Raw genomic sequence first — 9193 nt, 5'->3', positions numbered from 1 at the left:
ACCAAGACTGGCGGGAGCAGGGAAAGGGACCCCCACCAGCCAGCTACTCCACCCGGCGGGGCGGCTTAGGCGTCAGGATCGTGTCCGAGCTCCGGCCCGCTGGGCGAGCCTGGGTTCTGCCATTCCGATAGCGGGTCGAGATCCGGGGCTTGGGCGCGATGCTCGAGGTAGGAGGTCGTGAAGTCATTGTCGACGGGGGCCTGCTCGGCGCTGGCACTGCGTGATTTGAGGTCGCGGGTGAGGTCGTCGAGCGGTCGGGGGTTTCCCGTTTCGCCGATCTGATCTCCTACGTCGATAAGCCGCCGGCCGATGTCCCGGGCTGGTCCGCCCTGTCGGATCAGGTCTTCGGCGAAGCGGCGATAGTCATCCATCGCCGAGTCCAGGGCCAGATCGCTTTCCTCGGCCGCCCGTTCGATGGCGTCGGCGTGGTCCATGATTTTTCCGCGCAGGTCGTCGTAGTCCACGGCCCGAGTCGGGGCGGTGTTCTGGGTTGCGCCCGGCAGTGACGCCCACGCTTCCAGGGCTTCGATCTCGCGCTGTCGCATCATCTCGCGCACCTCGTCCGCGGTGTCGAAGCCGAGTTCTTCCACCAGGGCTGGAGTCGGGTTGAGCATCAGTGACCAGCCGGGGCTGCGGCCCTTGGCCGCGAGTCGCTGGTCCAGTTCTGTCTGGGCCAGCTGGGCGGCGTCGGAGTTCTCGTATGCGGCGAGGTCGTCGTTGATGCTGGCTAGCTCGGTCTTCATCAGCTGGAGTTTCGCGGCGTCCGGGAAGGGCTCATCTGGGGTGTTGTGCAGTTCGTCGAGCCGCTTTCGGTCGGTGTCGAGCTCAGTTCTAGCGGCGTCGACCTGGCCAGGCGCCCTGCCGATCGCGTTCTCGATGCGAGTCATCACGCCGTTGGCCATCGCAGCTCGGCTGGACTTCGCTTCGTCGGCCTCCACGTCCAGCGCCTCGGTGCTGCCTGCGCCCCAGACTCCGAATCGGGAGTCGTCCCGTTGTGGCCAGAGCTGCTCTTGAGTGATGCTCACGCCGGTCAGTGGGAGGTCGCCGAAGCGAAGGATGACCATGTCGTGTTCCATCACGCGGGTGACGTGTAGCGGCACCCCTGCGAACGTGGCGACGTGTGCGGATTCATTGGGGCCTGCTCCGCGCAGTTGAACGTACGCCTCACGCAGCGCCTCCAGCAGACGATCCGAGGCGTCCTTTCGGACGCTGAACGACGTGCGGCCGATGGTGTAGTCCTTCGTCTCCTTCTCGGCCCAGGCCTTAAGTTCCGGGGCGACGGCGGCGAGCTGCTCGAGTCGCTTTTCCTCGTTAGGGATGGAGCGAGTCAGCGCCGCGATCTCCTCGCGGCGGGATCTGACCTCTGACAGGTGGCTCTCGCGTCGTGCGTCGAGTGCTTCTATGTCTCGCTCGAGTTCCACGCGCCGCAGGTATCGGTCATCGCCGGTGGCGATGGCTTTGACCAGAGCGGTCGACTCGGCCAGGTTGTCGGCCGATAGGTCCTCGATGCTGCGGATGGAGCGATCCGCGGCGTAGAGCTGCTCGAGGAATGCGGCCTTGCGGTTGAGCGTCTGCCACATCGCGGTGTCGTAGGTCGCGGTGGCGACATAGTTGTAGACGGCTACCTCTGGGTTCTGGTTGCCCTGTCGAATGATGCGGCCCTCGCGCTGTTCGAGGTCGGCGGGTCGCCAGGGCACATCGACGTGGTGAAGGGCGACCGCTCGTGTCTGCACGTTGGTGCCGGTGCCCATTTTCTCCGTGGAACCCATGAGCACGCTGATTCGGCCGGCGCGGCAGGCCTTGTAGAGCGCGGCTTTGTCTTCGGGCTTGGGATGATCGTGCACGAAGGCGATCTGCTCGGCAGGCATCCCGCCGGCGACCAGCTCGGCCTTGATGGCGGCGTAGATGTTCCAGCGCCCATCATTTTTGGGCACGGACCGATCGCAGAACACGATCTGCAGGCCTCCGCGGACGTCGGAAGGCTCCCCGAAGTCGTCGAGGTAGGCGCGGTCTCGGGCCGCCTCCCACTCGGCCAGGATGCGGGTGGCGACCTCGCGTGCCCGGCCCCCCTCGGTGGGCGGGGCCAGGTGGGCGCTGCGCGGGTCGAGGGAGACGTTGCGGCCGTCGTTGGCGATCTTGAGAGCGTTGTCGAGATCCATCCGGCGGGGGTCGAGAGTGTCGGCGCGGTGGCCAAGATCCTGGATGAAGTCCTTGACCTCCTGGCTGGGCTCGAAGTCCACGACGATGTTGCTTCCGGAGCGCTTTGCGGGCAGATTCACCGGCACCTGATCGCGGGTGACGGCGTCGGTGAACTGGCTGACCATGCCGACCAGGTCCCCGACATTGGCGAACTGGCCGACTCGGGTGACCGAGCGCAGCTTCGTGCCCGACGCGTTGAGTTCAACAGTCTCTGTGGTGTCGGTGAAGTTCTGGCCCCACGCGTCAATGCTGTCGACTCCTGCGTGCTCAAGCAGGTCAGGGCGGAGGTAGGTCTGCATGACGAAGAGCTCGGCGAGGGAGTTCGCGACCGGAGTTCCGGTCGCGAAACAGGCGACCCGCTCGACGTACGCATCGTCGGGAACGCCTGCCGCTGAGGCTTCTTGCCGTTTGCGATCGCGCAGGTAGTCGAGCTTGAGCTTGAGGTCCATCGCCTGATCGGACCCCGGGTGGCTCAGTTCCTGCACGCCGGAGGTGCGGGCAAGGTTCTTGTAGAGGTGGGCTTCGTCGATGAACAAGTAGTCGCAGCCCGATTGCTCGAAGGTTAGGCCTTCGTCTTTGCGGGTGGCGTCCATCGCTTTGTCGAGATTGATCTGCGCCTTGGCCATCGCGTTCTCGATCTGCTTCATCGTCGCCGCGCTCTGGTTGCCGTCCTTGGCCTCGAGGAGCGCCGAGCGCATGGCGTCGATCTGGTTGCTGATGAAGCTAGCGCGGGTTTGAGCCGAGGTCTTCATGCGGGTGAACGCCGAAAGCGGGACGATCACGATGTCCCAGTCCTGCGCTGCGGACTGGGCGACGAGCTTTTGTCGGCCCTCTGCGGTGGTGCGGCCGGCACCGGACAAGACGTTGGCGGCCGGATACCACTGAGCGGCCTCACGGGCGACCTGGTCCACGATGTGGTTGGGCACCACGATCCACGGCTGGCGGACTAGTCCTAGACGCCGCAGCTCCATCGCTCCCATCAGCATGGTGCCGGTCTTGCCAGCACCGACGACGTGGTTGAGCAACACGGTCGGTTCGTTGACGATGCGCTCGACGGCGTTCCGCTGGTAGGGGTAGGGATTGAAGGTCTTTCCCAGCCCGGGGAAGGTTCGGTGTGAGCCGTCGTAGCTGGGGGCGACGGTGGCGTTGAACCGCCAGTTGTACTCGGTGAGGAGGCGTTCGCGTCGCTCGGGATCGCCATTGAGCGCCCAGTCGGCGAATGCCTCCTGGAGGCGTTCGGCCCGTTGCTTGGCCGCTCGTGTGGCGCCGGCGTGGATGTCTCCGCCGGGGACGGCTTCCTTGTACTCCTTGGAGCGGTTGACCGTGATGGGCCGAGAGTTCATCAGGCAGTCGAGAACCTGCCAGTGGTCGAAGCTACCCGAGCGGTCGCGGCCGAGGGAGACGCCCTGATTGGCCAGGGTTTGCTCGCGGTCGGTACCCACGAAGTTGTAGGACCGAGAGTAGCGGCCCTTCTGGGGCACGAGACCGTAGGCGAGGGCGTCGGTCTGGTAGCCGTCGTACCAGGAGCTGCCTTCGATGACCCACTCGTTGTTGACGTAGCTGACCGTCACGGAGTCCTTGTCGATGCGGAAGGTGTCCGCGATGAACTGTTCATAGTCGTCGGGGCTGACCCAGGTCACTCCCAGCCGGGCGCGGATCCCGTCCTCGATGCGGGCGGGGATGGCCTCGCGCAGGGCGGCCACGTTCGAGCGGTATCGGTCATCGGTTGCTGCGGCGGCGTTCGCCTCGGCGAGCTTTACGCGCACGTTGCCGGCCAGGTAGCGGCTGCGCGGGATCCACGTTCCGGGGTCTTCAGTGGAGCGGAACGCCAGCGCCTCGGCCTGAAGCTGTTGCTCGACGGTGCCAGCGTCGACGTCCATGAGCTGAGCGATCCGCGCGACGTCGACGCTGGCGCTTTCGTCCATGCTCACCGCCAGCGCATCCTGGATTGTCTCTGCGGCGATGATGGGGGTTGCCGGCTCGAGGATGTCGGCGGTGAACATGGCCGCTTTGCGGCCGACCATCCGTTCCTCGTCGAAGTGCTCGAGGGCTAGGACAGTCTGGAGATGAGGGTCGGCGCGTAGTGCGCCGGCCAGGTGAGGTTGTCTCTTCGTTGCCGCCGATTTGGGCTGCCAGGCTTCTTCGTCCAGGCGTGATCGGACACCGTCTGGGATGTCCTGCATGTTCTCGGCGCCGTAGTTGGGCCCCTCGGTGTCGAGCCAGGTGGTTAGAGCGGCCTCGAGGCGGGTGTCGTGCTCGTCTTGTGTGACTTCCGGTGGCTGCTTCCAGCTGAACCGGTTGAGGAACCCGTACTTGGTCACATAGGCGTCGTAGTGCTCGTTGAGTGCGGCGCGCAGGGCGGCCTTATCGGCAGGGTCTCCCCCGTCTCGCTGGATCTGTACGAGGGAAAGCGCGGTGTCACGCAGCTCGAGGATGGAACGCCACTCGGCGAGCCTGCTCTTGGGGCACTTGCTGTCGACCCACTCGGTTCCGTCGAAGCGCTCGATCAGGTTGTGATCGCTGTTGTAGCGCAGTGTGTCGCTAGCGACTTCGCCGTGCTTCTCGACGGGAACGACGAGGCCCCGATCGGTGGCCAGGGAGGAGTCGTAGACGACGAGATCCCGGTTGGCGAGCAAGCCGCGGCCGTCAAGAACTGCCGCGTCGATCACGGGGCCGAGGACGTCAGCGATCTGCCTGTCGAGCGGAGCGTCATTGCGGGCCAGGACGCGTAGTTCGTCCTGCCCATACATGCCGTGGCCAGCGGTCAGTGTGCCGAGGATGTGATGGGGGTTGTCGAGGAAGTACTGATTGACGGTGAGTCGGGCCGGTGGGGCGTCCCCGTCGGCGAGATCGGTCCGCACGGTGACGTCATTGGTGCGAACGAACTGGCGGGTCGTTTCAGTAGGTTCCTGCCCATGTTCGCGGACGCGGAACACCAGCAGATCGGTGACGACTTCCGTGCCTGCGACCCGGCGGAAGGCGCCGGTTGGAAGGCGAACCGCGCCGATCAGGTCAGCTCGATCGGCCATAGCGGTGCGAGCGTCGGCTCTCGCTGCGTCGGCGGTGTACCGACTGGTGAGCAGAGCGACGTAACCGCCGGGGGCGGTGAGGTCCAGCGATTTGATGATGAAGTGGTTGTGGATGGAGTGCTGGCCCCTGTTGTGGGCGTCGTCCCACAGCTTGATGTCGCCGAATGGGACGTTTCCGATTGCGGCAACGAAAGAATTGTCGGGTACCGCGGTGTCGGCGAACGATTCATTGCGCACCTGGGCACTGGGATATAGCGCCGCCGCGACTCGAGCGGAGAGGGTGTCGAGCTCCACGCCCACCATCTGTGCATCGGCCGGGGCGTGACCGATGAAGGTTCCACTGCCGCTGCCGGGTTCGAGGACGAGCCCGCCCTGGAATCCGGCTCGTCGTAGGAGACTCCACGTTTCGGCGACAACAGTCGGGTCTGTGTAGTGGGCGTTGAGAATGGTGTGCCGCGCCCGGTTCCACTCGGCTGAGCTGAGTAGCGACTCGAGTTCCGCACGCTCGTCGGCGAAATCGGCTCGACGCGGATCGAAGACTTCGGGCACGGCGCCCCAGCCGGACCACTGCGCGATGATTGCCTGTTCGTCGGGGGTCGCATAACGATCCTCGGCGTCGAGGGTCTGGAGCAATCTAATGGCGGCGATGTTCGCCTCGACTCTGGCCTTCTTGCCGGACGGGACGACGACGTCCCGGGGCGGCGCGTAGTCGACGGGTTCGGGCCGCTGGTCGGCATCGGGGGCGACCACTCCCCCACCGCCGCCGGTTAATGCCAGGCTGGCCGGCTCTTCTGCCACCTCCGATTGACGCACGGGCGCCGGCAGAGGTTCAGAATGGACGTTGATCGTTGCCGGGTCGACCGGCGCCGCTCCGGTGTCGTCGAAGACTAGGTCGAGTTGTTCTGGCTCAGTCCTCTTGCTTCGGACAGGACGCTTTCGCGTCGCTCCAGCTCCCGTTCGACGAGGTCCGTAAACAGTGCTCTGAGTGGATCGTTCGGCGTCTCCGGTATTGGTTCCCCGTCCTCGTAGCGTGTCTGCATCAAATAGGCCGCCATCACTCGGAAGCGGATCGTCTGCTCCGGCCAGACGTCCTCCGTCTGCACGTCGATCTCGGGACTCGGGTCGCCCACCACGTCGGTGTGCGTCCGCCACCGATCCGGGCTGGTCCGCCAGCTCTGGTCCTCGAAGGTCTCCTGGTCCTCCTCTTCGGCTGCCAGTTCCACCTCTTCCCCCAGTTCCTGCCACAGAATCGTTTCCTCGGCCTGCGCTCGTGCCCGGTTGCCGATCTGCACGGTCTCTATGTAGGGCGGAAAGTTCCCCTGATTGTCCGCCCGGAACTGAGCGATCCCCATGCTCCTGAGCCGTTCGGTCTCGTCTCCGATCATCTCCGCCAGCCTCTCGGCCTCCGCCTGAATCGCGGCCTCCAGCGCTTCTGGAGTCGGGTACTCCCGGTCCCGTCCGAGCTCCTCCCATGCCGCCTGAACGGCTCTGCGCGTCATCTCTGACATGGTTGTCTCCTTCGGGGGCATCGTCGCCAAAGCTGAATAGGTCCGGCTGTTCTGACAACGGTGCCTCCACGATCGGCTGCGGTTTCGCTTCACCCTACGACCCCGGAAATGCCTGTTGTGGGACGTGCACCGTGATGATTCCTTCTCATCCATGAACTCTGCCTCCCTGCCCGATTCCGCCAGTTCCCCCCAGGCTGTCTTCAACGTCGAGGGCTAGATCTGCCCAGTCCAGATCCGGCTCAAGTGCGTCGCCGATGAGCTCGCCCACCTCGCGCACGGCCGAGGCGACTGATAGACCTGATTGCGCGGCGACAGCTCCGACGGCAGCCGCGATGAGACCCACGCAGTCCGGTCGTCGACCCCGCGATGCCAGGACCGCCAGCAGTCGGCGGTACTCCCCCACGTCAGGCCGAGCTAGCCCAGCGCTCCTCGCCGACGCCAGCTCGAACCCGAGCGCTCGCCCGGAAAGCGCTGCCATCATGTGCAGCTCCGGTTCCGGCACCTCCGAGTAGGTGGACACCAGAACTGCCTCCGCCCTGCGATGCGCACCGACGAACACGCGGCGCCGTGGATCAGCAGCCACGTGGCGGATGTGCGCGGCGAGATTGGACTTCATCTCATTGGTCGCAAGGACTCGAGTTGGCATGGTCTCGGTTATACGCCACGGGTAGGCCTAGTTCTAGGCCTACTTTTTGTCGCCAAAAGAAAGTGCCCCTTGTGGCACAAGGGGCACTTGTTCGAATGGTGGCGCATGTGGCACGTGCGCCACAAGTTCTACCTCTCCAACCTGTCGAGCTTTTCGTCGATCGCCTCACGAATGAGATCGGCGATGGCGTCGTAGTCACGAGCATTGGAAGCCCACACGTCCTTGAGCCTCTCGTGACGCTCCTTTCCCAGGACCACCGACACCTGGCCGGTGCGGTCCCAGCCCTTCTTCTTGCCGGCCCCCCTCTTCTGTGGGCTGGCGGCCTCGACCGGGGCGACCTCGGCGACCGGCGCTGGAGCCTCATGCGGAACGGAGCTCAGGTCACTGAACACCGATCGCTTCCTGCGGTTCGGGGGCTTTGGGCCCTCCGGCAACTTGTCCGCCATGGTCGATCAGTCCTTTCCCGTGATGGTCGTGAGCATGTCGTCAAAGAACCGGGCGACCTCGACCGCGCGAATTTCGGTGAGCTCGTCGAATCCGTACCCGGCAGCGTTCGCTCGTTGGATGAAGGTGAGTCTGGGAAGCGGGCGGCCAAGGACTGGAATCTCCGCGTCGCGGGCATACTCCTCGATCTCAGACACGAAGGCCTCTTCGGTCTTGACGTTGGTTCGGTGCCCGTTGATGACGATGCCAGCGATGTCGATTTCGCGGCCAAGCACGCGTCCGAGCTGCTCGTTGGCGGTGTCGATCGTGTTGACGATGCGCCCGACGCCTACGAATCCGGCCGACGACGGGTCGGTGACGATGATGACCGAGTCCACAGCCGCGAACGCATTGGTCAAGGTCAGGCCGAGCGCTGCGGGGCAGTCGATCACGACGAGGTCGTAGGCGTCGTCCGGGAGCTGACTGAGGGCCTTGTGCAGCGTCAGTTCGCGCATCATCGCCCCGGTCAGCGTCATCTCTACTGCGACGTAGTCGTCCAAGCCCGAGGGCACGAGGTCGATGCCATCTCGTCGGGTCGGAACGACCGCCTCGTCGACGCGCACGTTCGTCGACGGATCCATGACGTCGGCGATGGTGACGTCGAACCACTCGTCCGCGTTGCGGGCGGTGAGCTGCTGGGTCAGGTTGCCCTGGGAATCCAGGTCGATACCCAGCGCCTTCTTTCCGCGGGCAGCGGCGGCGTGCAACAAAGACTGCGCGACGGAGGTCTTTCCGACTCCGCCCTTCTGGTTCGCTACTGCAACGATTTTCATGCTTCCTCCCTCTAGTGACCCTAGTGCAACTAGTGGCGCGTGCGGTGCACGCGCCACTAGTTGATTTTGCGTGTCGCTCTAGTCGCGTCGTGCGCTGTCGAGGACGATGCGCCCGGGCAGTGCGATCGCCGCCCATTCGATCGTGTCGGTGTCCACTTCGAGGCCGAGCTCACGCAGAGCGTTGCGCAGCCCTCCGGTCGAGAACTCGCGGACATGGAAGGGGCCGTCCTCGATGCTGCTGTCGGCAAAGTGGTTGAAGTACTCGATGCGAACCGAACCGGGGCCGGTGACCTCCGGGGTCGCCACCGCTCGCACCTCCTCGTCGCCATGGATGATGCCCTCAACCACGCAGCGGTGGGCGTCGTCCTTCCCGGCAGCCTTGAACAGTCGGGCAAAAACCAGCACCTCACGTGCAGTCAGGTGGGAGGTCAGGGCGTGCAGCACTTCAGCGTCGGCGAGCAGGGATGCGACCTCGGACAGCGCCAGCCCGAGGGCGGCGAGACTGGTGGGTGAATCACTCATGGTGTCCTCCTGGGGTTTCCGGGGGCGGTGTTG

The 9193-nt window shown here is 65.0% G+C and carries 6 protein-coding genes; all 6 read right to left on the bottom strand.

The genetic code is table 11. The annotated features are described in order from the left end of the window. Nucleotides 1-65: 65 nt before the first annotated feature. The 6 genes from G6030_RS16910 to G6030_RS14625 all read right to left on the bottom strand — a co-directional run bounded on the left by G6030_RS16910 (nt 66) and on the right by G6030_RS14625 (nt 9160). Nucleotides 66-6041 carry a DEAD/DEAH box helicase family protein gene (locus G6030_RS16910; protein ID WP_206680918.1) on the bottom strand — a complete coding sequence of 1992 codons (5976 nt, stop codon included), beginning with the start codon at nt 6039-6041 and terminating at the stop codon, nt 66-68. Nucleotides 6042-6115: 74 nt separating this feature from the next. Beyond that, nucleotides 6116-6736: a hypothetical protein gene (locus G6030_RS14645; protein ID WP_182643619.1), complete on the bottom strand. Its 621-nt coding sequence runs from the start codon at nt 6734-6736 to the stop codon at nt 6116-6118. Between the two features lie 145 nt (nt 6737-6881). Beyond that, entirely contained in the window at nt 6882-7352 is a 471-nt protein-coding gene (locus G6030_RS14640) for a hypothetical protein (RefSeq protein ID WP_182643618.1), read from the bottom strand. A gap of 158 nt (nt 7353-7510) precedes the next feature. Beyond that, entirely contained in the window at nt 7511-7828 is a 318-nt protein-coding gene (locus G6030_RS14635; RefSeq protein WP_182643617.1) for a hypothetical protein, read from the bottom strand. Between the two features lie 6 nt (nt 7829-7834). After that, on the bottom strand, nt 7835-8638 hold the full coding sequence (locus tag G6030_RS14630; RefSeq protein ID WP_182643616.1) for an AAA family ATPase: 804 nt from the start codon (nt 8636-8638) through the stop codon (nt 7835-7837). A gap of 78 nt (nt 8639-8716) precedes the next feature. After that, nucleotides 8717-9160, bottom strand: coding sequence for a hypothetical protein (locus G6030_RS14625; RefSeq protein WP_182643615.1), 444 nt, complete (start codon nt 9158-9160; stop codon nt 8717-8719). Nucleotides 9161-9193 lie beyond the last annotated feature (33 nt).

The organism is Dietzia sp. E1, from assembly GCF_014145015.1.
GTDB lineage: Bacteria > Actinomycetota > Actinomycetes > Mycobacteriales > Mycobacteriaceae > Dietzia > Dietzia cinnamea_A.
This window is presented reverse-complemented; position numbering and strand designations above follow the sequence as displayed.

Bases quoted from the DNA above. Each gene is read 5' to 3' on its own strand.
- G6030_RS14630 (WP_182643616.1), bottom strand. From the start codon at position 8,638: ATGAAAATCGTTGCAGTAGCGAACCAGAAGGGCGGAGTCGGAAAGACC.
- G6030_RS14645 (WP_182643619.1), bottom strand. From the start codon at position 6,736: ATGTCAGAGATGACGCGCAGAGCCGTTCAGGCGGCATGGGAGGAGCTC.
- G6030_RS14635 (WP_182643617.1), bottom strand. From the start codon at position 7,828: ATGGCGGACAAGTTGCCGGAGGGCCCAAAGCCCCCGAACCGCAGGAAG.
- G6030_RS14640 (WP_182643618.1), bottom strand. From the start codon at position 7,352: ATGAAGTCCAATCTCGCCGCGCACATCCGCCACGTGGCTGCTGATCCA.
- G6030_RS14625 (WP_182643615.1), bottom strand. From the start codon at position 9,160: ATGAGTGATTCACCCACCAGTCTCGCCGCCCTCGGGCTGGCGCTGTCC.